Source organism: Rhizobium sp. CFBP 8752, from assembly GCF_014842035.1.
GTDB classification, from domain to species: domain Bacteria; phylum Pseudomonadota; class Alphaproteobacteria; order Rhizobiales; family Rhizobiaceae; genus Neorhizobium; species Neorhizobium soli.
This window is the reverse complement of sequence record NZ_JACYUZ010000004.1, coordinates 269727-295244: the sequence shown is the minus strand read 5'-3', so window position 1 is coordinate 295244 and position 25518 is coordinate 269727. Positions and strand designations below refer to the sequence as shown.

At 59.5% G+C, this 25518-nt stretch carries 18 protein-coding genes and 1 pseudogene; 9 read left to right on the top strand and 10 right to left on the bottom strand.

Annotated elements, in window-relative coordinates:
• The first annotated feature begins 18 nt into the window (after nt 1-18).
• Together IFT59_RS19910 and IFT59_RS19905 are read left to right on the top strand one after the other, a co-directional pair.
• Nucleotides 19-1323, top strand: coding sequence for a UDP-glucose dehydrogenase family protein (locus IFT59_RS19910; RefSeq protein ID WP_192087974.1), 1305 nt, complete (start codon nt 19-21; stop codon nt 1321-1323).
• A 101-nt stretch (nt 1324-1424) separates the two neighbouring features.
• Nucleotides 1425-2216: a metallophosphoesterase family protein gene (locus IFT59_RS19905; RefSeq protein ID WP_192087972.1), complete on the top strand. Its 792-nt coding sequence runs from the start codon at nt 1425-1427 to the stop codon at nt 2214-2216.
• A gap of 144 nt (nt 2217-2360) precedes the next feature.
• On the opposite strand, the gene IFT59_RS19900 is transcribed toward IFT59_RS19905, so the two are convergent.
• Nucleotides 2361-3272: a hypothetical protein gene (locus tag IFT59_RS19900; RefSeq protein WP_062576535.1), complete on the bottom strand. Its 912-nt coding sequence runs from the start codon at nt 3270-3272 to the stop codon at nt 2361-2363.
• 216 nt (nt 3273-3488) lie between these two features.
• On the opposite strand from IFT59_RS19900, the gene IFT59_RS19895 reads away from it, so the two are divergent.
• The gene (locus tag IFT59_RS19895; protein ID WP_113110092.1) at nt 3489-4415 is read left to right on the top strand and encodes a manganese catalase family protein; all 927 of its coding nucleotides are present in this window, start codon (nt 3489-3491) and stop codon (nt 4413-4415) included.
• 49 nt (nt 4416-4464) lie between these two features.
• Here IFT59_RS19895 and IFT59_RS23455 read toward each other — a convergent pair whose 3' ends face one another.
• On the bottom strand, nt 4465-5265 hold the full coding sequence (locus tag IFT59_RS23455) for a glycoside hydrolase family 130 protein (protein ID WP_446737852.1): 801 nt from the start codon (nt 5263-5265) through the stop codon (nt 4465-4467).
• A 48-nt stretch (nt 5266-5313) separates the two neighbouring features.
• On the opposite strand from IFT59_RS23455, the gene IFT59_RS23450 reads away from it, so the two are divergent.
• Nucleotides 5314-5730, top strand: a complete 417-nt coding sequence (locus tag IFT59_RS23450) for a DUF559 domain-containing protein (RefSeq protein ID WP_371816240.1) — start codon at nt 5314-5316, stop codon at nt 5728-5730.
• A gap of 72 nt (nt 5731-5802) precedes the next feature.
• Here IFT59_RS23450 and IFT59_RS19885 read toward each other — a convergent pair whose 3' ends face one another.
• The 7 genes from IFT59_RS19885 to IFT59_RS19855 form a co-directional block, all read right to left on the bottom strand.
• Nucleotides 5803-8091, bottom strand: a complete 2289-nt coding sequence (locus tag IFT59_RS19885) for a glycosyltransferase family 4 protein (protein WP_192087969.1) — start codon at nt 8089-8091, stop codon at nt 5803-5805.
• Nucleotides 8088-9035, bottom strand: a complete 948-nt coding sequence (locus tag IFT59_RS19880; protein WP_192087967.1) for a class I mannose-6-phosphate isomerase — start codon at nt 9033-9035, stop codon at nt 8088-8090. Before IFT59_RS19880 ends, IFT59_RS19885 begins: the two co-directional genes overlap by 4 nt.
• 437 nt (nt 9036-9472) lie before the next feature.
• Nucleotides 9473-9982 carry a recombination regulator RecX gene (gene recX, locus IFT59_RS19875; RefSeq protein WP_062576544.1) on the bottom strand — a complete coding sequence of 170 codons (510 nt, stop codon included), beginning with the start codon at nt 9980-9982 and terminating at the stop codon, nt 9473-9475.
• Between the two features lie 142 nt (nt 9983-10124).
• The gene (locus IFT59_RS19870) at nt 10125-11135 is read right to left on the bottom strand and encodes an HWE histidine kinase domain-containing protein (RefSeq protein WP_062576546.1); all 1011 of its coding nucleotides are present in this window, start codon (nt 11133-11135) and stop codon (nt 10125-10127) included.
• Between the two features lie 240 nt (nt 11136-11375).
• Nucleotides 11376-12290 carry a hypothetical protein gene (locus tag IFT59_RS19865; RefSeq protein WP_249407662.1) on the bottom strand — a complete coding sequence of 305 codons (915 nt, stop codon included), beginning with the start codon at nt 12288-12290 and terminating at the stop codon, nt 11376-11378.
• A gap of 162 nt (nt 12291-12452) precedes the next feature.
• Nucleotides 12453-14276 carry a 4-alpha-glucanotransferase gene (gene malQ, locus IFT59_RS19860; protein WP_249407661.1) on the bottom strand — a complete coding sequence of 608 codons (1824 nt, stop codon included), beginning with the start codon at nt 14274-14276 and terminating at the stop codon, nt 12453-12455.
• 174 nt (nt 14277-14450) lie between these two features.
• Nucleotides 14451-14852, bottom strand: coding sequence for an NUDIX hydrolase (locus IFT59_RS19855; protein WP_113110097.1), 402 nt, complete (start codon nt 14850-14852; stop codon nt 14451-14453).
• 99 nt (nt 14853-14951) lie between these two features.
• Between IFT59_RS19855 and IFT59_RS19850 the strand changes: the two genes are divergently transcribed.
• The gene (locus tag IFT59_RS19850; protein WP_192087964.1) at nt 14952-15683 is read left to right on the top strand and encodes an MOSC domain-containing protein; all 732 of its coding nucleotides are present in this window, start codon (nt 14952-14954) and stop codon (nt 15681-15683) included.
• A 4-nt stretch (nt 15684-15687) separates the two neighbouring features.
• Here IFT59_RS19850 and IFT59_RS19845 read toward each other — a convergent pair whose 3' ends face one another.
• Nucleotides 15688-17361, bottom strand: a complete 1674-nt coding sequence (locus tag IFT59_RS19845) for an FAD/NAD(P)-binding protein (RefSeq protein ID WP_192087962.1) — start codon at nt 17359-17361, stop codon at nt 15688-15690.
• Nucleotides 17362-17577: 216 nt separating this feature from the next.
• On the opposite strand from IFT59_RS19845, the gene IFT59_RS19840 reads away from it, so the two are divergent.
• From IFT59_RS19840 to IFT59_RS19825, 4 genes and pseudogenes are all read left to right on the top strand, one after another.
• Complete coding sequence (locus IFT59_RS19840; RefSeq protein ID WP_192087961.1) at nt 17578-18720, top strand: glycosyltransferase family 4 protein; 1143 nt, start codon at nt 17578-17580, stop codon at nt 18718-18720.
• A 71-nt stretch (nt 18721-18791) separates the two neighbouring features.
• Nucleotides 18792-19958, top strand: a pseudogene (locus tag IFT59_RS19835) (glycosyltransferase family 1 protein); the annotation flags it as partial.
• A gap of 52 nt (nt 19959-20010) precedes the next feature.
• Entirely contained in the window at nt 20011-23244 is a 3234-nt protein-coding gene (locus IFT59_RS19830) for a glycosyltransferase (RefSeq protein WP_249407660.1), read from the top strand.
• Nucleotides 23241-25478, top strand: a complete 2238-nt coding sequence (locus IFT59_RS19825; RefSeq protein ID WP_192087956.1) for a glycosyltransferase family 4 protein — start codon at nt 23241-23243, stop codon at nt 25476-25478. The genes IFT59_RS19830 and IFT59_RS19825 overlap by 4 nt, the downstream gene beginning before the upstream one ends.
• Nucleotides 25479-25518: the final 40 nt, after the last annotated feature.

Here is a 25518-nt window from a genome sequence, read left to right as displayed (position 1 = left end):
CAATTCTCAGGAGATTTCATGCGTATCGTAATGGTTGGATCGGGCTATGTCGGGCTTGTGTCCGGAGCGTGTTTTGCAGATTTCGGCCATGACGTGATCTGCGTCGACAAGGCCGCGGAAAAGATCGATGCCCTGAAGAATGGCGTCATCCCGATCTTCGAGCCCGGCCTTGATTCCTTGGTCGAAAGCAATGCCAGGTCCGGCCGTCTTTCCTTCACGACCGAGCTTGCGCCGGCTGTCAGCGAAGCCGACGTCATCTTCATCGCTGTTGGCACCCCCTCGCGTCGTGGCGATGGTCATGCCGACCTCGGTTACGTCTATGCTGCCGCAAAAGAGATCGCAGCTTCGATCAAGGGCTTTACCGTCGTCGTGACGAAGTCCACCGTGCCTGTCGGCACCGGCGACGAAGTCGAGCGGATCATCCGGGAAGCAAATCCGGATGCGGATGTCGCCGTTGTCTCCAACCCGGAATTCCTGCGCGAAGGGGCAGCGATCGATGACTTCAAACGTCCGGACCGCATCGTTGTCGGCCTCTCGGATGACCGTGCCAAGGCTGTGATGACCGAGGTCTACCGGCCGCTGTTCATCAACCAGTCGCCGCTGCTGTTTACATCACGCCGCACATCCGAACTGATCAAATATGCCGCCAATGGTTTTCTCGCCATGAAGATCACCTTCATCAACGAGATGGCGGACCTTTGTGAGAAAGTCGGTGCAGACGTTCAGGACGTCTCGCGCGGGATCGGCCTCGACGGTCGCATCGGATCTAAATTCCTGCACGCGGGTCCGGGCTATGGCGGATCCTGCTTCCCGAAGGACACGCTGGCGCTTGCCAAGACGGCACAGGACTTTGACGCACCCGTGCGTCTGATCGAGACCACGATTGCTGTCAACGACAGCCGCAAGCGTGCCATGGGCCGCAAGGTGATCGCCGCTGCCGGTGGCGATGTGCGCGGCAAGAAAGTCGCTCTGTTCGGCCTTACCTTCAAACCGAATACCGACGACATGCGCGACAGCCCGGCAATCGCCGTCGTTCAGGCTTTGCAGGATGCCGGCGCGATTGTGTCCGGCTATGACCCCGAAGGCATGGCAAATGCCAGGCAGATGATGGACATCGATTTCGCAGCGGGACCCTATGAAGCAGCTGAAGGTGCCGATGTCGCCGTGCTCGTGACCGAGTGGAATGCGTTCCGAGCCCTCGACCTCGACCGCCTGAAGTCCATCATGAAAACGCCGGTTCTCGTCGACTTGCGCAATGTCTATCGCGCTCAGGAAGTTGAAGCACACGGCTTTGCCTATACGGGTGTGGGCAAGAGCATCTGAACCCGGGATCCGGCACATGGCGGTGTTGCCTTGAGCGGGACAAGCAAGAACCTTCAAAGCGACCGTAATCCCTGGCGGATTTCGAACGGGGATTACGGCGCATGCGAAAGATGATCCGCTGGTTGACCTTGCGCGCCTCACCGCAACTTGGCGAGCAGCGCAGGCGAAGGCTCGACCTTGGAAGCGAACCGTTACCCTACCCGCTTTACGCGATCGGCGATGTTCACGGCTGTCTTGACCTGCTGAAAAGGGCTGAAGCCGTCATCGCGGATGACATGAGGCGATTGGGACGCCCCGGGCTCGTTGTTCTCCTCGGCGATTACGTCGATCGGGGACCCGCATCGGCGCAGGTGCTCGAACATCTCTCGAGCCCCAGCCCTCTCGGTTTGAAACGCGTGACGCTTTGCGGCAACCACGACGATCTGTTCCTGCGCTTTCTGGAGCGTCCCGAAGCGTATATGCACTGGCTGGAAATGGGCGGCGACAAGACGCTCGCATCCTACGGCGTGGATCTGCAGCATCTGAGCCTCCGCCGCAAAGGTAGCGGCGCGTCTCTCATGCACGTCTTGCAGGAGGCGGTACCTGAAACGCACCGATCATTTCTTATGGATCTGCCTGTCAGCCTCAAGGCCGGCCAAGTCCTGTTCGTTCATGCGGGCGTGGCACCGGCCATACCGATCGAAGAGCAGCGCGATGAGGATATGATGTGGATCCGCGGGGCGTTCCTCAAGCAAGGGCCTGAACTTCCACATCTCATCGTCGTCCACGGGCATACGCCGCAGGAAGATCCTGATTATGGGATCGGTCGCATCGGGATCGATACCGGAGCAGTCTATTCCGGAAAACTGACAGTTCTGCGTATCGATGGTGAGGAGATCTCGATTCTGCAGTGAGGACCAAGCCTTCTGCACTCGTTACCATCAGATGCGCTGGCGAGGCCGATCTGCGCCACGACTTCAAGCAGACATTGTTCGCATGAAAAAACCCGCGCCATCGGCATCTACCGTTGGCGCGGGCTCGTTGTTTTGCTTGTCAGATCAGACCGTGCGGCGACCGACGGTCTCCGTTACGACCACGTTCTTCTTCGTCCCGAAGCTGCCACCGACCCAGCCGGCGATTGCACCGAGTGCCAGGGCGATGAAGCCAAGGATTGCACCAGCAGATACGGCAGTTGCCGTGGCTTCTGCGGCTTCAAGTGCCTGCTGCTTTGCAGCTTCGACGTTCTCGCGGTATGTTGCCTCATACTGCTGAACCTGCTGGCGAGCCTGTTCGACCGGGATGTTCTGCGAGCGAGCGATTGCTTCAGCGGCACGGTTGCGGGCATCTTCTGCCTTTGCCTGGTCGCCGGTTACGGCTGCCTGAACGGCTGCAACTGCAGCGTTCTGGAGAGCCTGCGGATCGTTACCGGTTGTGCTGCGGATCTGCTGCTCGATACCGGCCATCGGGTTGGCGGAATTGGCAATTGCAGGCGCTGCGGTCGACGCAGCCGTTGCTGCCGTCTGGCCAACGCCACCGATGACGCTCGACAGGCCGCTGAATGCGCCGCCGACGAGTGCGCCGATCGAGGTTGTCAGCATGTAGAGGACCACGAGCGTTGTAACAGCCCAGGTCGTCAGACCATGGTAACCGCCCGTCGAGTTGCTCGGGCGGCCGGACAGGCGGCTCGAGACGTAGCCGCCGACGAAGGCCGCAATGATCCCGGCGATGACAAACCAGATGCCGCCGGCGATTGAGAAGGTGCTGGCAGTCGGGTTGTCGGAGGTGACCGGATCAAGCACCGCGGCACCAAGACCGACGCCGAGAAGATTGAGCAGGAACTGCACTGCAAGCGCGATGACGACGCCTGCAAAGATTGCTCCCCAGGATACTTTGTTCAGTGCCGACGTCGCATTGACTGAGACGCCATGAGTGGTTTCGTGCGGTAGATGGGTTGTGACTGGTGTTACCATGATGGTGATCCTTAAAGCGCCTCACAGACGCGTGAGTGCGCCGTTAACAGTTTCGCCTCATTCAAGTTCCGTCAAAATCGTCGGACAACACGAAATATTGGAACAAAAGCAACATAATCACCTTCGACGGTTAATTCTGAGCATGAGTAATATTTCCGGGGAACAAGCATCTTGCCCGGTGGTTGGGACGAGACCTACAACCAAAGGAATACCTCAATGTTCATGCGAGTTGATCAGCTGCAGGCAAATCTGCCGGCACCGAAACGTGCTGACCCCAATGCTGCCGCAGCACTCCAGGAATTGCTTGGCGGGAAATATGGAGAAATGTCGACGCTCGGAAACTACATGTTTCAGAGCTTCAACTTTCGGTCCAAGGAAAAACTGAAGCCGTTCTACAGCCTTGTTGCCAGTATCACTGCAGAAGAACTTGGCCATGTCGAGCTTGTCAGCAATGGCGTTGGAATGCTCAACAACGGCCCGGACATTCCAGGGGGCGACGAAGGCGACGGCGGCGATATTTCGGGCGCACCCTTCGAGGATATGAAGGATATGCGGTTGGCCGCGGCTTTTCTGTCCGGTGGCGGTGGAGCCGCTCCGATCAACAGCAACGGCGTATCGTGGAATAACGATTTCATCACCAGCACGGGCAATGTCGTCGTCGATCTCTTGCACAATTTCCATCTGGAATGCGGTGCCCGACTGCACAAGCTGCGCGTCTACGAAACGCTGACGGACCCGACGGGTCGCGAAGTCTGCGGCTATCTTCTCGTGCGCGGTTCGGTTCACGCCCATGCCTACGCATTGGCGCTGAAGAAAATCACCGGCGTTGAAATCGAAAAGTTCCTGCCGACGCCGAACATTCCGCTTTCCAAGATCCCGGAATGCCAGAAATACCTGGATGAGGGTTCGCATCGCCGGCTCTACACGTTCAGCCCGAACGACTACAAGGAAATGGCGGGCATCTGGGGCAATGGCGAAGTCGCTCTTCCGAACGACCCTCCGGGCGAACTCGAAGTGATCGATGGCATGCCCGACGGTGGCAAGATCCACCAGTTGACCGGCGTTCCCTCGGCATTCACGCCGGATTACGCGCCGGAAGAAATGTTCGAGATCGCAGAAAAGCTTTACAAGAAGTCGCGTTAATTCAGTCGGCGGCGGGGACTTTGGTCCCCGCCGTTTTTCGTTGGACGTGTCACCCGTCCAGGGTCTGCAGCAGCTCCGAAATCCTGATCGTCGAGAAGTTGGAAACCGTATCGCAGACTGCGTATGGCAATATGATCAACTCGCCGTGCCGCATTCCACCGCATGTGTAGACGACGTTCGGGACGTACCCCTCACGTTCCGACTTTTCCGGACGAACGAGCGGATCGCGTGACCGGGCGAGAACCTTCGAGGGATCCTTCTTGTCGAGAAGTGCGGCCCCGATCGCATACCGACGGACCGGGCCCACACCGTGTGTGAGAAGCAACCATCCTTCGTCGAGCTCGATGGGGGATCCGCAATTTCCCATCTGTACGAACTCCCAGGGAAATTTCGGACGCAGGATCGCTTGGCCGCCGTTCCATTCGTGCAGGTCGTCGGAGTAGATCAGGTAGAGATTTTCGTTGTCCTGCCGACCAATCATCGCGTAGCGACCATCAATCTTCCGCGGAAACAGCGCCATCCCTTTGTTCATCGCCGCGGTGCCGGTCAACGGCGTCATCTTGAACGAGATGAAGTCGCTGGTCTGGAGCAATTCCGACCGGATGGCCTTGCCGCTGTAAGCGGTATAGGTCGCATAGAACGTCTTTTCCTCATTCTCCTCCGTCTCGAATTCGACGAAGCGTGCATCTTCGATGCCGTTCGACTGAGCTGGTGTCACCGGAAAGATGACGCGTTCGCTGATATGCTGGTCGGCGCTGAAACTGAGTTCGACGCTCTCATCCGGTGAGCCTGACAGTGGCGTTTGGATCGTTGGGGTGGATGCAAGCCGTGCAGTCGGTTCTATCTCCACGCCGCCATCGGGCGCGATCAGTCCCGTGCGGAACGTCAACGAGGAGACATGCCCCTCGCCGACGGCTCGCAGGCTCAAGACAAACCGGCGGCTACCCTCCGGCACGCCCGATTGATCCGGATGAGCGACGATACTGGGGTTGAACAGTGCCGAGGCTTCAAACGAATATTCGTTGAGGAAGTAGGCCCCGATCAGCTGTCGCTGCGTCGGGCTGAAAACCGTGTGCGGCGCAAAGGCTTCTTCCATCTCCTTCGCGCGTGCTTCGAACGTCGCCAGGAGGTTACGGTGGCGGCCCTCAAAATTCTCGAGCACGTCCGCAAGAAGAAGATCGGCGGCCTGCGGTTCCAGCGCCAGCACCCGATCGACAATAAGGTTCGCCCGGGTTTTATCCGTCGGATTCAGATCCCGGGGTTCGGTAGCGGGCTTGAACGGACGCACGACCACGCGGGAGGAATCGGGTCGTAGGAAGAGCGATTGGCGGTTGACAACAACGGCTTTTGACAAAGCGATCTCATTTCATTTGAACGGAATTCGGGATCAGGCACTCAGGGCGTGCAATTGGGAGGAGGTTGCCGATTGACTGCCGCTCCGCACGATCCTGCGGTATTCGACGAGGCCTAAGAGGTAAGCGAGCACGGACTCGGCCCCCCTGTTCTCGTTGGGGCGTGCGCGATGCAGCCCATCGCGACAACTTCCGGTGTCGATATCCACGAGCGGGACAGAAAGATCATTGGCACCCGTAAACCAGTCCAACGCCATCCGTGCATTGCTTTGCCATTCAGGGCGTTTCTCGGCATGCCAGGCCGTCAGGCAGGCAGAGATGGTTGCGGCCGCCTCGACCGGCTGCTGGTCAAAATGCTGCGGCGGCAAGCCGACATCACCGAAACCATCCGAACCGACCGGGCGGAAATGCCCTGTCCGTGCAGTCTGCATCGTCATCAGCCAGCGCAGGCTCTGCAGGCCAGCGGAGATATGGGTTGGCTTCTCAGCGGCCAGACCCGCAAGGATCAGAGCTTGCGGAAGACGGGCGTTGTCATAGGACAACCCCTCTTCAAACCACGGCCGATCCGGTGTGGCCACATGCGAAAAAAGCGCCATCAGCCGATCTGCAAAAGTGGACCGAATCCGTCGCGCATTGATGTCGTGGCGCCGGGCCGCGCAATATCCGTCCAATCCCAGCAACGTGAATGCCCAGGCGCGAGGAGAGGTGAAATCGACTGCTGTCGGCAAGGCTTCGGCAAACAGATTGGCAGCCCAGTTGCGTCTCGCCGAACTGGTGTCGTTGAGCGCGCACTGTCCAAGCGCCCACAGCGTGCGGCCATGGCTGTCTTCCGAGCCCTTGTCTTCCAGCCATCGCCGGTCAAAACCCATGAAATTGCGAAAGTGCTTTTGATCCGGGTTCCACGCATGCTGGACAAAGGACGCAAACCGCGTGGTCAGGATATCGGGCAACTGGGTTTCGCCGGAGGCCATGAGAGTGACTGAAAGCAGCAGCGCCCTGGCATTGTCGTCGACGCAGTAACCATGCGACCGGTCCGGGACAGAATGGACGGCATGCTGGAATAGTCCGGTGTCGTCACACATCGACAAGAGGTACGCGAACTGGAGCTCGGGCACACCGGGCGAGCCGAGGGCCGACGGCTTGCGGCCAACGGGCGGGACAGCACCGGGCCGGATTTTTGGCTGTATGACCGCCTCAAACAGCGAGAGGTATCGCTGGCCCGTGCGCTGCCAGGTCATCGAGCGACTGGCGGCATAGGCCCGACGGCGTATCGCGTTGCGACTGTCATCGTCGGTCAGCAATGCTGCGATTTCCCGACCGATCGCCTCGGAATCGCCGAACGGTACGAGAACGCCGGAGCCATCCGCAAGGAGCTCGCTCGCGTGCCAGTACGGGGTCGATACAACGGCTTTGCCGAGCCCGAAACTGTAAGCAAGCGTGCCTGAGGTCATCTGGGCTTCGTTGAGATAAGGCGTCGCGTAGACGTCGCACATCGAAATGAAGTCGAGGAGGGTCGGCAGGTCGACGAAACGGTCGAGGAAGACCACATGGTCTTCGATGCCGAGATCCTCCGCACGCGCTACGAGCGACTGTCGATACGTCTCGCCCTCGGTCCGCACAAGATTCGGGTGGGTCGCGCCAAGCACGACGTAGACTGCGTCCGGCCTGCTCTGCAGGATCACCGGCATCGCGTCGATCATGACCTCGATGCCCTTGTTGGGTGACAACAGGCCGAACGTCAGGATAACGGATCGCCCCTCAAAACCGAGTTTCGTCTTCGCCTCGTCCGGCTCGCTGAAGGCGATTTCCGGGATTCCGTGCGGGACGAACTCGATTTTCTCCGCCGGCACATCATAGACTTCCTGCAGCAGCTCGCGCCCCCGCGCGGCCATCACCACCACCTTCGACGAGATATCGACGATATTGTTGAAGACCCGGCGCTGAGATGGTGTCGGTTCGGCAAGGACCGTATGCAACGTCGTTACGACAGGCATCGTCAGCCGTGACAACAGCGCCAGGATATGACTTCCGTCATTGCCTCCGAAGATGCCGAACTCGTGCTGGAGGCAGACGATATCGAATTTCTCAGCGTTCAGGTATTTCGCGGCTGCGACATATTCCGCAAGGTCGTCGTCCGCGATCTGCAGATGGACGCTGTGCGGATAGTCATACACCTGGCCATGATCCGTCATGGCAACAATCGCCGTTTCGACGTTTGCTGACGTTTTCGATACCGCTTGCTCAAGATCCGTCGTGAAGGTCGCGATACCGCAGCGGCGCGGCAGTGAGTTGCCGACGAAAGCGATTTTCCTGGTCTGGGTCATGACAGCGTCTCCGTTGAAGGGAACGCTGGAACGTCCGCTAAGGGTTGAACAATGGTCGTCGTGTTGGGATCCGGCATGTCCCGGAGCGGACCGACCTCCCGCAGCAGGTTTTCCCGGGCGTCTTTGCCGGCAAAGGCGAGCAAAGCTGTGATCGGAGCAGCACCGGCTCGTATCGATGCGTCTTCCGCTTCCAGGAAAACGGCATCACCAAGCTTCAGCGGCATTGATCCTATCGACGCTTCGCCCGCAAGGAGAAGGAGCCAGCATTCGCTTTCGGCCCTGAGTTGCCACAGCGTGTTTGCAGCAAGTGTCACCCGCTCAAGCACGAAGAAGTCGCAGGAGACGAGTAGCGTTCTCTCTTTCGTCAGATGACGCATCGGTTCCTGGCGCGGTGCCTGTCCCAGCTGCGCCACTGAAACTGCCTGTTCGATATGGAGTTCACGCGCGCTTCCATGGTCGAAGAGACGGTATGTCGTGTCACTCGCCTGCTGGATTTCGGCAATGACGAGCCCCGCACCGATCGCGTGGATGGTTCCGGCAGGGACGAAGAACGCATCGCCCGCATAGGCTTTTTGCCAGTTGAGCAGGCAACCGATCGAACCGTCGGATATGGCGTCGCGCAACTCCTCCGTGGACACGGGCGTTTTCAACCCGATCCCCACTTCGGCGCCGTCCTCAGCAGACAGGACGTACCAAGCCTCTGTCTTGCCGTTCCTCATGCCGACGGCCTGCGCCGCCGCGTCATCCGGATGGACCTGGATCGACAGTGCCTGAGACGTGAACAGCAACTTGAGAAGCAGTGCCGAAGCGTCACGGTCTGGACCGTTGCGCGCATAGCGCAGCTCGCCAATGACAGTCGTGCCGTCCGACTGGCTCCACGGCTTCAGTTCACGACGGCCCCACGGCTTTGCTGCGGGCTGCACGCCTAGATGTTCTACCGTCATGATACCTCGTGGGTATGCCGCTAAGATCAGTTCGATCTGAGGTCGGTAGCTGCGCCAGCAAATCAGGTGGAACGGTCGCTATCGCAACGATGTCAGGTTTTGAAACGCGCCCTGGGATATCGGAACCCGCCGGGGCATTCGCGCCGGCAGCCTGTCAGGCTTTGCGCAGGCATACCTGATATAGGGTTATGTCCTACGGATTTCAATTTTTAAATAAAATCAGCCACCAACCGCAACAAAATCAAATTCTTCACGCATCAGAGATTTTATAAATTATAAGTATATTGGTAATTTACTTAGCTGGTACTGATGAGATACGCTTTAAAAGCGCAAAAAATGCAAAAGTGTACTATCGACACGCATTTCTACGACTTAGGAATACGCTGCAACATCTAGCCAGCATCGCCCCAATGACCGGAGAGCTGTTCGGCGCTCCTTCACACCACGTCTTCGCTCAGGACTACCTCAGCATCGTCGCGATGCATCTCGAAAACCTGCCTCCCGATTTCCGAGCTGAAGCCTGCGCGTGCAAACGATGCGAGCTCCTTGGCCTTGCGTTTCTGATCGAGCTCCACTCTCCTGAACGGGCCAAATGCCCGCTTTCGCGCGAGCACGACCGCGGCACGCAGATCGTTCACGTCAGCGACTGCCTCGGAGGCGGTTTCCCGGTCTATTCCCTTGATCACGAGCCGCTGCGAAATCGCGCGTTTCGACCGGCCGCTTCGTTGCGCAGAACGGGTCGCGACTTCTGCGTAAGCCTGATCATCGAGAGCGCTGTTGTCATATCCGAACTTCACGGCAAACGCCGCAAGCGCCTCGACCTGCGCATCGCCGATGTCTTCGAACTTTTCCCGCGCCTTGCGCGTGATCGCTTGCCGGAGCTGCTTTTCCGTGTGCATCCTTTTGGACAGACGATAGATAGCGGAGTTCCGCGCCCATGACAGCATACGCGTCGTCGGGATATCCGATACGGGTTTTTCAGCAAGCTCGTTGCTGCTATCGTCTGGTAAAGGCTCCAAAATCAAGTCCTTGTTCCAGTTGTATCACGCGATAACTGACAATCAGAGAACCTTGTTGTATCAACCGCGGTCAGGTTTTTTCGAACTGGATCCTGGACAAGGGCATCGCAGTTGTCACGACGACACCGTCCGGCTCGTAATCGGTCGTGGCGGTTCCGTAAGAGTTCAGACTGGACGCGATGAGCCGAGAGCCAAATCCCTTTCTGGTCGGGATAGCGACGGGTGGCCCGCCGACTTCCCGCCAAGACGAGATTAGAAAATCCTCTCCCTCCCGGGCTTCGATTGTCCATGCAATCTCGATGTGGCCATTGCTCTCGGAGAGTGCGCCGTACTTGGAGGCATTCGTGAAAAGCTCGTGCAGCACCAGCGAGAACGACAGGGCAGCCTGGGGATCAAGCTCGATCTCCGGTCCCTCGATCCGGACGCGGTCGGAACCCTCAAGACCGATGTTGATCGTTGCGGCGTTCACGATCTGGCCAAGCGTCGCGCTCACCCAGTTCTTCTGGAGCAAAATATCGTGTGCCGAGGCGTAGGCCGACATGCGCGACTGGAGCTTCTCGCCGGCATCTTCGAGCGAGGCCGCATTGCGGATCGACTGCGTTGCAATCGACTGCACCACCGAGATGGTGTTTTTCATCCGGTGACCGAGCTCGAGCATGAGCAGGCGTTGCTGGTCGGCCTGTTCTCTTTCCTGCGTTCTGTCGCGAAGGATTTTGATGAAGCCTATGACGGTATCGTCATCGGATCGCAACGCCATCATCTCGCCGGACGCCCAGAAGGTTGAACCGTCCTCGCGCAGATGCCATCGCTCGTCGCTACCACGCCCCTGGCTCAGGGCGGCAGTCATCTCCCGTTGCGGAATGCCCTGCTCGCGATCCTCGAGCGTGAAGAAAGCTGTGGCCGGCCTGCCCACCATCTCGTCTGCATCCCAGCCGAGAACACGCCGAGCACCCTCGTTCCAACTGGTCACGAGACCATCGAGATCCATCGAAATGATCGCGTAATCGATCGCGCTCTGGACGATGGCTTCGAGATACCGCTCTCTTGAGGAAATCTTGTCTGTGGGTATCTCGATCTTCATCAACTGGTCTTTCGCCATATCGGTCCCAACGTGGTGGCACGAACCAGCTCAACTGGGGAATTTTAGCACTATCTGCAATCCCTATTCAAAGAGGATCGTGGAAATCGTGTGGCACAAGATCGGCCTCCCGTCGAGCCGCCATAGGCGACCCGATCTCGAAGCTGGCGGCGAGACGACAGTTCACATCGTCGGCGTCTCCCGCCCGAGCCATACAGCGGAGGAAAGCACCGACAGCCAGTCTTACAATTCGCCCTTATGAAGAAGGGTGCGAACATCGTCGGAGACCTGGTTGGCGGCTCCCAGCGTCTCGATCAGCTGCGCCTGTCGGCTTCCTCTCAATCCCGCGGTCGTCAGCTGCTTGTCGCGGACATAGGTATAGATGCCGCTCACTGCGAAGGCAGTCGCATGGCTGATCTGGGCTTTCTGGTCGGAGAGCGTGCTCTGGAACAGATCGCCGGCGTAGAACTGCCGACGAGTAAGCGGGCTGGCGAATGCGAGCTCCAACACCGCAATGTGCCGGCGCTCGTCTGGAACCGTATGATCGACGCCGGGAGCAGGCGGTGCGGGTTTTGCGTTGTCGTAGACATCGGGCAGGTGCAGACGCACTTTCATAGCGGCAGGGTCTGAGGAAATCTTCTCGGCAAGGTTCGTCATGAACGTTGCAAAGGCAAACGCATCGCCTGTCCTGGAGCCGAGATGGACGTGGATGCGATCAAGTCCGTCGTCTCCGTTGGGAACCGGGTCGGCGCTGCGATCGATGAGTGTGGTTGAGCCCTTGGGAAGGGCATAGGCAACGGTTGCTGCAAACATGTTCTGCTCGTCCGCAAACAGGATCGAGCAGGCGTCATTGAATTCCTCGTGGTCGGCCGCCGTCTCGAAGCCGATCTCGACGCCGCCGTCCAGGACATAGTTTTCAAATGGCGAAACCCCGTCGATTTCAGACCAGAGATGCGCGTCCTGTTCGCGGTTGAAGTGGTTTTGTACATACCATCCAAGCCCGGGGATCCGGGAACAGAGCGGGCCATGCACATCGCGCCAATAATTGGCGAACGTTTCGTGCGGCACTTTTGGACGACGAAGGACGGTCGTGTAGGTGTTGATCGCTACGGCGGCATCGCGCGCCGCAAAATTCGTGTCGTTCGATGAAATGGACAAATGAAACTCCGATTCGTTGCACGGGGAGAACATGCAGCGGTTTCGGTTGTTCCTTTTGCCCCAACATTAGAGCCGGCAGACGAGCGGACGCAGGATCATCGCATCGGAAGCGCACCGGTCACCGAGTGACGGCGCGCCTCTATTGCTCCCAAGACCTAGCTTTTATTTTCGCCGCGCGGCCGCGACCTCACCCAGGATGTCATGCAGTTCCGGAAGTGCGTCGAGCTCTTCCAGCATGACGGACAGTTTCGGTTTCCAGTTCGGATAACTGTCGCTCGTGCCAGGGACGTTGGTGGGCTGCTTTTCGTCCGTGAGATCGGCGAGCCGTACAGCCATCAGGAGGGATGGGGTTCTGGCAACGAAGGCATGGGCAGTCGCCGCCAGATTTCTACGACTGGAGTGATCGACCGCTTCCGACCCCATAAGATCGGCCGCCCGGAATGCGGAAAGCACGTCGCGCCTTTCGCTCTTTCTCTCGCTCTTCTGCTGACGGGCAGCGTCCTCCGGCACGAGATCGTTCTTTTCCCGCATCATGACGTCAGCTGCCCGCCACCAGCCGGAAAACGTCTGGTGGTCATGGGTTGATACACATGCCAAGGCCAGCGCCGGATACTGGTCGGGCGGATGGAAGCCCTGCTTTCCCTGCTCGTAAGAGAGAATTCTGTAGGAGAGAATGTTGGCTGCCTCCAATTCTCCCTGCAGCCCTTGCGGCAGATTGCCGAGATCTTCTCCGATGACGAGGCAGCCATATGTGTTGGAGAGGTCCGCAAGCGTGTTGATCAACGCTTGTTGGGGGTAGCCGACATAGGCACCCTCTTCGGGGCTTTCTCCCGATGGCACAAGGAAAAGGCGCCGCAGAGCTGCTGCATGATCGATGCGAACCGCGCCCGCGTAGCGCATGACACCTTCCATCGTGGTCTCAAATGGGGACGGATTTCCGGAAGCGATCGCCGAAGGGTGAAACGCTGCAAGCTGCCAGTCCTGACCGTAAACCGCCATGGGATCTGGCGGACTGCCGATGCTGGCACCTTCGACATAGGCATGACGGCTGCTCCAGGTGGCCGATCCGTCCAGTGCCTCGCCGACGGCGACGTCGAGATAGAGGCCGACGCGCATGCCTGCAGCCTTTGCACGAGCTGAAGCCTCGGTGAGCTGCCCATGTGCCAGATACTGGAGCCACAGGTGGAAATCGACGCGATCGCCGTGCGTTTCCGCAAACAGCTTTACCGTCTCCGACTGCGGATCCTGATATTCTTGCGGCCACGCCTTCCAACCGACGCTGCCCCCAGATGCGACAAGGGTCTCCGAGATCGCCTCGAACAGGGCGTGCAGCCTCAGTTCAGCGTCGCCTTCCCTGCAGAAATCCTGAAACGCGGGGTCCTCTCGGCGTTTTTCTGTCGTCCAGATTCTGTAGAGCACCTCGCGCTTGATCCGCGCGACATTACCGTAGTCGACCAGTTCCGTTCGTTGCAACCTGGCAATATCTTCCTCCGGCTCAGGCGAGCTTGCGAAGCCGTCGATCCGATCGACAGCAATGTAGAGGGGATTGAGAAAACGCCGGTTGGAGGGTTCGTAAGGACTGCACCGTTCGGCAGCGGCCATGAACGGCGCATGGAGCGGATTGAGACCGACGAAGTCGGCACCCCAGCCTGCGGCGAGATCAATGAAAGTGGACAGGTCGTCAAAATCGCCGATCCCCCAGTTTCGGCGCGATCTCAGTTCGTAAAGCTGCAGCGCCACGCCCCAGACCCGCTCGCCTTGGAGATCAGGAAGAAAGCACTGGGGTTGACCGGAGGCTTCGACCGAGGCGGTCTGGTCCTGGTCGTTTTTTTGCGGGTACCGCTCCAGCGACGCGAGGATTTTCGCCCGGCCGGCTGTCGAAACGGGCACGTCATTGCCCTGGGGTGAGGGTCTTTTGTTTTCGATATCGTAGGCCTCGGAGCTCTGGCCCCGATCGAGCATGGCGTCGTCAATATTCTGCTTCATTAGCCCACCTCGTCAATATTATACGGTCGGCAGGCAAAGCATGCAGCTTTCCTCCAACGTCGATTTCTGAGCCCAAACCGTCTGCGGGTTGAGGAAGTTCCCCGGCGCAATGCCCGGACTAGGAAAGAGTTTCTGCTCTGCGAGGTACATCACGCTGCAGCGGACGAAATTGCGCTACGAGTCCTGCAGCATTTGCAGGATGACAGAGCGGTACTCCGGCATGGCCAGTTCCATTGCCTCGAGGTCTTCCCGGCCAAACCAGCCCAATTCGGAATGCTCGGTGCCGAGCAGGGAAGCCTGTCCACCTTTCCAGAGCGGTACCGCATAGGTGTGGAAGGGCGATTTCTGCTTTTCGTCACGGCTCTCGTACAATGTCGCGACCTTGTTGAAGGCAAGTGGCGTGAGCCCCACCTCTTCCTCGCATTCCCGCACCAGAGCCTCGTCCAGGCCCTCGCCTTTTTCGACATGACCGCCGACCAGATCCCACAAATTTGCCGACCACTTTCGGTGCAATGCGCGCCGGACAAGCAGGATCTTTCCATTTTCGACAAAACCTGCGCATACGATCTTTGCCATTGTTTCTCCTCTGTCCTGTCGAAGCGTTCGCAGGCATTGAGGGAACCACCTGTGGCAAATTCAGTTCCCTGCCCTTGAGACGCATTGACGAGGGAATGAATGGCACCGCCGCAATTTGGGACTATCGAAGAGATCTGGCGCTACCCGGTAAGCTCGCTTGGCGGCGAGCGTTTGACCTCCGTCGAGCTGGGAACGGACGGAATCGAGGGCGATCGTTCATGGTGCGTTGCTGATGCGCAGTCCGGCCATCCGGCGGCGCCCGAGAAAGAAGCTCGCTGGAAACCGGCACTTTTCCTCCACTCGAGATCAGGTCGAGACCGGCCTGAAATCGGATTTCCGGATGGGGAGTGGCTGCGTGTCGGAGAGAGAGATACCGATGCGAAGCTGACCCTCTATTTCGGCTTCGAGGTCGAAACGCGTCCCTATGTCGCGACCGGCGATGCACAGACGGCCGTCAACCGTTATGAAGTGAGCCCGGTCCATCTCGTGACGACCAACTCACTTCGACACTTGTCCACGATCGTCGGAACCGACGATATCGACAGCCGCCGGTTTCGCCCCAACGTCGTGCTGCGAACGCCTGCGGCCGAGGGCTTTGAGGAGAAGTCATGGCTTGGAAGGCGGATGCAGATGGGAGAAGCGACCATCCACATCTGCGAAGAAGCCAAGCGGTGCGGAATGACGCTGATCGCGCAACCCGGGCTTCCCGAAAACCCCGACGTGCTTCGCTCGCTTTTGCGACAAAACAAGCGAAACTTCGGCATTTACGGCGATGTCGAGATATCCGGGAAGCTGACATTGGGTGACCCGGTCGAGATCGTGACGGGCTGACGCCTTAAGCTTGCGCGATGATCAGAGGCGGCGCGTTCGATTTCAGGATCGCTTTCGAAATCACCTCGCCGATATCGCGTGCGCTGGTGATTCCCTGCACGAACGGAAGCTTGTGCAGCAGAAAAGCGATCGAACCGCAGTAGAGGTTGTTCGAGAGATTGTCTTCGAACACCAGCCGGAAATCGTCGTCGAGATCGATCCCTCCTGTCCGGACGATCTCCTGCTCGGCGCCATCAAGAGAAAACGCAGCCTTTGTTGCCGCTTTTCGAACGACACCCTGGCCAACGAGCGTCGGGAACGGAATGTCGCGGGCCGACAGCTCGTGCTGTCCTGTGGCGTCGATGAAAGCCTCAAACCGAAGCTCCCGTCCTTCCGTGCGAACGACAGCGCCCCGCTCCACGCTCTTGTTGTCGATCTCGCTGCTGTTTCCGAGCGCTAAGATCTCAAGCTTGCCGGTGCGATGGAGAGCGAGCAATCGGCGGATTGATTCACGCGGAACCGTCGCGTAGTCATCGATGAAGACGGTCTTGAAGTGCTTGTGGAACCGCGTGAGGTCATCAGCGTCCAGATGCGGTATCGCCTTCGCAATCACCTCATGCATCCGCAGGATGGCATAGCGCCATTCCACCGTCTGCTTCAGCTTCTTGTTCAGATCCGCTTCGGCGAGGTTGCGAGCAGCCCAGGCAAACGGGTCGTTGGTTTCCCGAGCACGGAAATAGGCGGGTGCGATCGTCTCAACGGTCAGAAGCGACAGGCCGATGCTTGCTGCATAGTCCGGATCGCAGGCCACCAGCTCCTGCTTGAACAGGTCGAAGATCGCATCCAGAAGATCGAGCTTCCGCGTGGCGATCGCGTTTTCGATCGCCGGTTCGGTACAGATTGTCAGCGGGCGGTACGGGATCTCGCAGTAGAAGTCGGCTTCTGGCAGCACCCCTTTGCGCGACATCATCGTTGCGCGGAAGGCTTCGGTTCCCGGCAGGGGCTCGTATTGAAGATCACCCTGCCCATCGAGCATGAAGGCACCATGCGCAGTCGAGACGGTGATCAGCGCATCGATGCCGCTCAGCGACGTGCCCAGAATGCCGAGATTGCATGGAGGTATGGTTTTGAGAAGCGGTGCCGGCCAGGGCGAGATGAAGTATCCGGGCCGCACCTCGGTGGTCTCCGGCCAGTCGTGGCCCGTTGCCATCACCACGTGATCGAAACCGAATTCCGCCGGTTCGTCGTCCAAGGCTTTTACGCTCAACCGGATATCGTCTGCGCGCAGCTCGATATCGACGACACGATGCCGCGCCTTGAGGTGGATGGCGTGGCCGTTGGCGGTGGCGGCATTCAGAAGCTGCTGGAACTGCGCGTGCAGGAACTCTCCTAGAACCACGCGCGGATAAAACTCCCGCTCGCTGATGGCATCGCGTTCGACGCCGAGATGCTGCAACTCCATATCCGTCTGACGGCGAAGCCACTCGGTCAACGTTTCGCAGATTGGCGGCAGCTCGATGCTGGCAATGTTGGAGAGCATCGCCGCATCGTTGAGATCGGGGCGATAGGGGGTTCCCTTGCCGGGTTCCGCGTCGCTTTCGAAGATGGTGATCTCGAGCGGTTCAGACTTCCCGATGAGGCCCTTCAGCGTGTAGATGCCGGTCGGACCGGATCCGATGATTGCAACTCTCAATGACATATGCCCGATCTATCCTTGCAGGAACCAGAAAGTCTGGAGACTGCGCCAACAAGGCTGATGCCTCGAGGTTCCGTCACGACGCAATGATCGCCGCTCCACGTCAGGATTAAGGTCCGGCTGTATGTCTGCCTGACAGTGGAACCGTTCCCATTTCCGGAAGTTTGGGACGTCGAACATCGCCATCCCGTTCTTCAGTGTCAATGATTAGAGACGTGTATGAGACCACGGCGTATTGTCGTCATCAGTGATTTTCAGGATGGAAGCTGGAGCGGCGAAGACCTCCCATCTCCTCGAAGCTTTGGAACGCTATGGTCATCAGGTTCACGCGGATCTCCTCCCCTTTCCATTCCGGATACGAACGACGTGGTTGTCGACGGCGGCTATATCGAGCGGCTTCCCCTCGCAGCCCTCAAGGACGGGCTGGTCGATTGCGCGGAAATCTGGACGCATTGGCGCGGCGGTGATCCTCCGCCAGAGTGGCGTTCCGGCAATCCGTCGCTGGTGCGCCGTTCATTCCGGATGAACGGTCCGGAGGCTCCCTTTGCCTCGAACGACATGCTCGGGCATATCGAGGCGTTCGGCGCTCCCGACATACTGTGTGTCTGGGGACTTGGGGTGAGCGAGGAGATCATGCTTGCCTGCCGCGACAGCTTTAAGATCTACAACTCCATCGACGCCCCGGCACTTCGCGTGCCGTTCGAGGTCAGCCGTCATTTCGATCTCGTGATCACGGGAGCGGAGTGGCAGTCGGAGGTTGTTCGCGCCCGGCATCCTGACATGCGCACAGTCGTGATGCCGATCGGACCCGAATTCTCATCCGAGATGACATTCCGGCCGCTGAACCTTCCGAAGATCTATGACGTGATCTATGTGGCCGCCGCCCAGCCCTACAAGCGCCACGACATGCTCTTCGAAGCGCTGGGTAAGCTACCGCGGTCGCTTCGGACCCTTTGCGTCTTCGGTTACGGAGAACTCGTACCGGAGTTGAGGCGCCATGCGGACGCGCTGGGCATCAATGTCGATTTCATTGAGCCGCCGGGAATACCCTTCGACGACGTCAACCGGTTGATGAACCAGTCACGGATCGGCGTCGTCTGCGGCGTCGACGACGGAGCACCTGCCATTCTCACCGAATATATGCTGGCCGGCATTCCCGTCCTCGCCAACAGCGCGCTTCGGTGCGGATTACAATACATTATGCCGGAGACGGGCCGAATGGCTTCAGAGCAGGACTTTCACGACGGTATCCGGGATCTGCTCGGGCTCGCCGACGGGATGAAACCACGCGAGACAGTGCTGGAAAACTGGACGTGGCAGCATAGCATCAGCCGCCTGCGAGATTTGATGAACGACAGGTAACAGAATTATGATGAGCGTCCGGAACTTTGCTGCCCAGGCTTTGTTTGGCGGCATCTGTTTCGAGGTGCTTGATGAACGTTCTGAATTCCTTCCCGCAAACGCCTGATGCCTCCCTGCCTATCGATACGCCGCTCATCTGCTTCTCGCATTTGCGCTGGGACTTTGTCCTGCAGCGTCCGCAGCACCTGATGCAGCGCTTCTCTCAGGATCGTCAGGTCTTCTTTTTCGAGGAATTCATTCCAACCGATCATCATCTTGCCTACCTGGAAATTCACCCATTCGCCGATACGTCCGTCAAGGCGATCCGGCCAAGAGTTCCGCATTGGTGGAGCGAAGCCGAGCGGGATCGGGCGCTTAGCCGACTGCTCGACGATCTCATCCTGCTTCACGGTGGGCGGCGGCCGATACTCTGGTTCTACACGCCGATGATGTATTCTTTCGCGCAGCATGTAGACGCGGCGGCGGTTGTCTACGACTGCATGGACGAGCTGGCCAACTTCAAGTTTGCGCCGCCTCAGCTGAAGGATATGGAAAACGCGCTGATGGCGCGCGCGGACGCGGTCTTTACCGGCGGGGTGAGCCTGTACGAGGCAAAGCGCGATCTGCATGACAACATCCATGCCTTCCCATCCAGTGTCGATTCGCACCATTTCCGCGCAGCACGAAACTCGGTTGCCGATCCAAGCGATCAGGCAAAGATCTCTCACCCACGGTTAGGCTTCTACGGCGTCATCGACGAACGCCTCGATCTCGACCTGATCCGCGCAGCGGCTGCAGCGCGACCGGACTACTCCTTCGTTTTTCTCGGTCCGATCGCCAAGATATCGCCGTCCGATCTGCCTCGCGCGGCTAATATTCACTACCTCGGGCACAAGTCCTATGCCGACCTGCCGTCCTATCTGGCGGGTTGGGATGCGGCGCTCATGCCGTTTGCGCTCAACGAGGCAACCCGTTTCATCAGCCCCACCAAGACGCCTGAATATCTGGCGGCAGGGCGACCGGTCGTCAGCACGAAGATTGCAGACGTCGTTCGTACCTACGGTGATACGCCGGGCGTGTTTTTTGCCGACGATGCCGACGGCTTTGTCAGCGGATGCGATGCCGCGCTTGCCATTGCCCGCGCCGATACGTCCTGGCTCGAAGCGGTTGACAAGATGCTCGCGCGCTCGTCCTGGGATGCCACGTTCAAGAGCATGGCGATGATCGTCGACCAGACGGCTGTAGATCCTCCATTGCCATCTGCGCTGCTCGGCAAAAACGACGTTTTGGTGCATTCCGAGCGTGACTAGGATGCCGCGGATAGTCCTTGCGACGGATAGCCTGGACCCATCGGGCATGGGCGAGCATATGCTTGCCTTGGCGCGCGGGCTGTGCGGGCAGGCTGATGCGTTCATTGCGCTATTGTCGGAAGACCGGGCAGGATTGCTCCCGCGCGCTGCCCGTCTCGGCCTCGGCATCAAACTTGCGGATGACGTCGATGACTTTGCTCAATGGCTGTCCAGCAGCAATGTCGACCTCCTGCATGTCCATGCGGGGATCGGATGGGAGGGGCACGCGCTGGTCGAGGCCGCGAACCGAGCCGGTATCCCGGTCATTCGCACGGAGCATCTTCCTTATCTCCTCACCGACCGCGACCAGCAGGACGAGTATCAGCGACGCACGCGGGATGTCGCCCATCACGTCGTGGTTTCGGAAGCCTCCCGGGACAGTTTTCGCGGGCACATTGCGCCCGACCAACTGACGGTTATCCACAACGGTATCTTCGTGCCGCAGCAGACGGCAACAGGCGACGCAATTCGTCGGGACCTCGATGTGCGTGACGAGATCGTGCTCGTGACCATTGCACGGTTGACCGCGCAGAAGGATCACAAGACCCTCCTCGAAGCCATGCCGCAGATTCTGGAGGCGCACCCCTCCTTGTGCCTTCTTCTGGTCGGATCCGGCGAGGAACGCGTGAGGCTCGGGGCTTTGGCGGATGAGCTCGGCATCTCCGACCGCATTCGATTTACCGGACATCGCCCGGATGTCGCCAACATCATCGGTCTCGGCGACCTCTTCGTTCTGCCATCGCTGTTTGAAGGCCTGCCGCTTGCGGTGCTCGAGGCGATGTCGCTCGGCTGCCCGGTCGTTGCCACCCGGATCGGCGGCACCGTCGAGGCGCTCGGGGAGGACCACCCACTTTTCTCCACACCCGGCAGTTCCGCTTCGATGGCCTCTGTCGTCATCGCGGCGCTTTCGGATCGGCAGAGACTTGCGCATGTCGCCGAGGCTGCCCGCGTCCGCTTCGACAAACACTTTTCCGCACATCGCATGGCGAGGGAAACGAGAGCGGTCTACGACCGGTTCATTTCCCAGCCTGCCAATCTCATGCAAAAGGACCTATCCATGCAGAAGACACGCCTCGCCTTTATCGGCGTTGGAGGTATCGCGCACCGCCATCTCGATGTCATCTCCGGCTTCGACGATGTGGAACTCGTCGGGTTCGCGGATCCGGATATCGGCCGCGCCGATCAGGCCGCAGCGCGCTTCGGAGCGAAATCCTTCGCCCACCACCGCGACATGCTGGACGCCGTCCGCCCTGATGCCGTCTATGTCTGCGTGCCGCCGTTTGCGCACGGGGAACCGGAGCGGGACCTGATCGAGCGCGGCATTCCTTTCTTCGTCGAAAAGCCGGTTTCGCTTGACATCGAGACGGCCGAAGAGATCTCGGCTGCCGTGACGGCGAAGGGTCTCGTGACCGGCGTCGGCTACCACTGGCGCTACCTCGACATCGTCGATGAGGCCCGCAATCTCCTCAAGGACAATCCCGCCCAGCTTCTGTCCGGCTACTGGCTGGATAGCACGCCTCCGCCGCAGTGGTGGTGGAAGCAGGACAAGTCCGGCGGACAGATGGTGGAGCAGGCGACCCATCTTCTCGACCTTGCGCGTTTTCTTGTTGGTGAGGTGACCGAGGTTTACGGACGTGCCGGTCACACGGACAGGCCCGAATTTCCCGGCCTCGACGTGCCCACCGTGACGACGGCCACTCTGACATTCGAAACCGGCGTCGTCGCAAACGTTGCCTCCACCTGCCTTCTCGGCTGGAGCCATCGCGTCGGGCTTCACATCTTCGCAGACCGTCTCGCAATCGAGCTTACCGACCGCGACATCATGGTGGATGTCGGCCGAGGCCGGCCGGTCCGTGGCGCAGACGGCGACCCCGTGTGGCGCGAAGACCGCGACTTCATCGATGCCGTTCGCGGCGGGGAAAACCGGATCCGCTGCCCCTATTCCGAAGCCCTTGCAACGCACCGGCTGGCGCTGGCTGTCGTTGCCTCTGTGCAGGAAGGCAAGCCGGTTTCGATCGCGCCGCCAGAGATGCGGCAGCCCGAGCCTCTGCCCCTGCAATTCCAGCCTCGGCCGGAAGCACCCGCGCCGGGCTTGGCACCTGGCCACCGGATCATCCGCTCACTCGGCGTCGATGCCCCCGGGCGGTCCTATTTCTTCGAATACGAGGAAGGCCCTCCCGGCGATGGCCAGGTTCGGCTCGACACGCTCTACACCGGTCTTTCCGCAGGGACGGAACTGACGTTCCTCAAAAACACCAATCCCTATTTCCGCTCACGCTTTGACGGCGAGCGCGGGGTGTTTATCGAGAACGAACCGGACCTGCACTATCCGGTCCCGTTCCTTGGCTACATGGAAGTTGCCAGGGTCTCAGAGTCGCGCACAGGCGGTTTTGCGCAAGGCGAGGTGGTCGCATCCGCCTACGGCCATAAATCGGGCCACACGGCCAACCCGTTCCACGATCTGCTGGTGCCATTGCCGGCCGAAATAGATCCCGTGCTCGGCGTCCTTGTCGCCCAGATGGGGCCGATTGCCGCAAACGGCATTCTGCATGCCGATGCCGAAGCCTATGGGGCTCACGTGCCCTTCCTCGGTGCGGGCGTGAAGGATCGCCCGGTTATCGTGATCGGCGCCGGCACAGTGGGGCTGATGACTGCCCTGTTTGCGAAATCCCTGGGTGCATCCGAGGTTATCGTGACCGACCCATCGGAGTTCCGCCGTCAAAAAGCGGAAGCGATGGGCCTTCAGGCCATGACCGAGGAGCACGCGTGGCAGCATGCCAAGGCCCGCTGGCATGATGGCGCGATGGGACGCGGTGCAGATCTGGTGTTCCAGACACGTGCGTATTCAGGCAGCCTCAACACGGCGCTGAAAGCCCTGCGGCCTCAGGGCACGGTGATCGACCTTGCCTTCTACCAGGGCGGCGCGGATCAGTTGCGGCTGGGTGAAGAGTTCCACCATAACGGCCTCAACATCCGTTGCGCGCAGATCAACCGCGTTCCGCGTGGTCTTGGTGCGCTCTGGAACCGCGGCCGCCTTGCCCGCGCAACGGTCGATCTTCTCCGGACGCATGGCGACATCATCCGCGAGCAGATGATCACCCACGTCATTCCGATGGACGACGCGCCGGCCTTCCTGACGGACCTGATCGAAAACCGTCCGGAATTCCTGCAGGTTGTGTTCAAGGTGGGCGAATGACACCTGAACCTCAGCCTGTACGGATTCTGTTCGTCTTCGCGTGGTTGGTGGTCGGCGGCGAGGAGACCGAAGTGCGGCTCCTCGCGGGAAACCTCGATCCTGATCTCTACCGGATCGATGTCGTTGCCTGCTTCCGCAAGCCCGGAATGCCGGAGCAGACTCACGAGCAACTGCGGGCGCTCGGGGTCGATGTCGATACGACGCCTTACGATCTGTCCTTCGAGGACACGGTTGGCTATCTGGCCGGCAAGGTTCCTGGATACGACATCGTCGTTTCCAGCCAGAACGTTGCCGACATCTATCCGGCACTCGAACGGCTCCATCTCCGCCCCCCGCTGATCGAGCATGGAGGTCTTGTTTCGGAGGCGGAAGCTGGCCCGAAACACCTCACGAGCCGGTATGTCGGCGTCTGCCGCTCCATCCGCGACGCGGCTGCGTCAAAAATGCCCGGCCGCGAGCAGCACGCGCTCGAGATACCCTCGATGGTCGATCTCTCCGAGTTCAATTCGGCGAACCGCTCGGTCATGCGGTCAAAGCTTGGGTTCCGGGACGAGCAGGTCGTCATCGGTTGGGTCGGTCGGCTGGATCCGAAGAAGAATGTCGAAGACTTCATCCATGCCGCCGCACTGGTCGTCAGAGACAATGCGCATGCGCAGTTCGTCATTGTCGGCGGCCCCGATGCTTTCATGCCGGACTATGCCGATCACTTGAAGGATCTCACCCGCCGGCTGGGCTTGGCGGACAGGCTCATGTTTTTAGGCGATCGCAAGGATGTGGCCGAGCTTCTGTCGGCGTTCGATATATTTGTCTGGCTGTCGCGCGGCGAAGGCATGCCGCATGTCATTGCCGAAGCAGGTGCCGCCGCCCTGCCCGTCATCGCAACACCTGACAACGGCGCCCAGCAGCAGATCGACGACCAGGTCTCCGGCCTCTTCGTGCCCTATAACGATCCGGCCGCCGTCGCTGACAAGATCCGCTTACTTGCGGGCGACGAAGGTTTCCGCCGTTCTCTCGGACAAGCGTTGCGGCGCAAGGTCGAGGCGAGCTACTCGATCGAGGCCGTGTTGCCGCAGTGGACACAGCTTTTCAGCGACGTCCTTGCGGAGAAATCGCCGCAGGGGCCGACCGGCATCTTCAAATCGTTTCTGATGGGCGGTTTCGAATGCTCGACGCATCGACTACGTCCCGCTGACGGCGAAACAACCGGTCGACGCTTGGATATGATTGCGGCAATCGAGCACGATCGCTTTGCGGAGCAGGACTATCGTCAGCTTGCAGGACTTGGAATCCGTACGGTCCGCGATGGTTTTCGCTGGCATCTGATCGAAAAGTCCGGGACCTATGACTGGTCGAGCGTATTGCCGATGATCGAGGCTGCGCAGAAAACCGGCACGCAGGTCATCTGGGACCTCTTACACTACGGATGGCCTGACGATCTCGATATCTGGTCGCCGCAATTTGTCGATCGGTTTGCAGCCTTCGCCGGCGCCTGTGCACGGTTGGTTCGCGACAACACAAGCGAAGTGCCGTTCTATTGCCCCGTCAACGAAATCTCATTCTTCTCGTGGGGCGGCGGAGATGCTGCCTATCTCAACCCGTTCGCGCGTGGTCGAGGATTCGAGCTCAAGGTTCAGCTCGCCCGGGCCGCAATCGCTGCCATGGAGGAAATCCTCTCGGTCGACCCCCGCGCGCGCTTCGTTCACTGCGATCCGGTTATCAATGTCGTGGCGGACCAATCGAGACCATTCGAGTCCGGCGTTGCCGAAGGTCACAGGCAGTCGCAGTTCCAGGGATGGGACCTCATCGCCGGCCGAATGTGGCCGCAGATCGGCGGTCAGGAGCGGTTTCTCGATATCATTGGCGTCAACTACTATTTCAACAACCAATGGATCCATGGCGGGCCGCCGATCGACATCGGTCATCCCAGCTACAAGCCGCTGAGCAGGATCCTTGCCGAAACCTACGCGCGTTATGGCAAGCCGATTTTGATTGCAGAAACCGGCATCGAGGATGAGCGGCGTGGGCCTTGGTACCGTTATGTCTCGGATCAGGCAAAACGTGCCATGCAGTCCGGTGTCCCGTTCGAGGGGATTTGCCTTTACCCGATCGCCAATCATCCGGGATGGGACGACGGACGGGCTTGTCAAAACGGATTGCTAGCAAGCGTTGTGTCTTCAGGGGGCCGAGCGGTTGACCCCGGGTTGTCGTCGGCGATCCAAGGCAGCGTTGATTGAGACCCAACCGCCGAAATATCAAACAAGCGACGGCGGCACG